This is a genomic window from Marinomonas lutimaris, assembly GCF_019426345.1.
Taxonomy (GTDB): domain Bacteria; phylum Pseudomonadota; class Gammaproteobacteria; order Pseudomonadales; family Marinomonadaceae; genus Marinomonas; species Marinomonas lutimaris.
The window spans coordinates 1-315 of sequence record NZ_JAHLLW010000065.1 but is presented as its reverse complement, the minus strand read 5'-3'; the positions used below and the strand labels follow the sequence as shown (position 1 = coordinate 315).

Annotated in this window: 1 protein-coding gene; it reads left to right on the top strand. The window is 49.5% G+C overall.

Features of this window, described 5'->3' with window-relative positions:
* A partial coding sequence (locus KPL72_RS21130) for a cadherin repeat domain-containing protein (RefSeq protein WP_219704365.1) occupies nt 1-315 on the top strand: 315 nt, incomplete at both ends.

Below are 315 nucleotides of genomic sequence, written 5' to 3'. Positions count from 1 at the left end.
TATTTACACAGCCACCGCGACCGATGCAGACGGTACGGCCACCAATAACACCTTGCAATACAGCTTGTCTGGTGACGATGCGGCATTGCTGGATATCAATGCGGTGACTGGTGTGGTGACGTTAAAAGCCTTAGCGGATTATGAAACCAAATCCAGCTACAGCTTTAATGTGATTGCAACTGATAACGGTGCTGGGAACCTCAACTCTGGTAGCTTGAGTACCACGCAAGCGGTGACCGTCAGTGTCAATGACTTGAACGACAACACACCGATTATGACTTCCGGTGCGACGGGCAGTGTTAATGAGAATGCTGA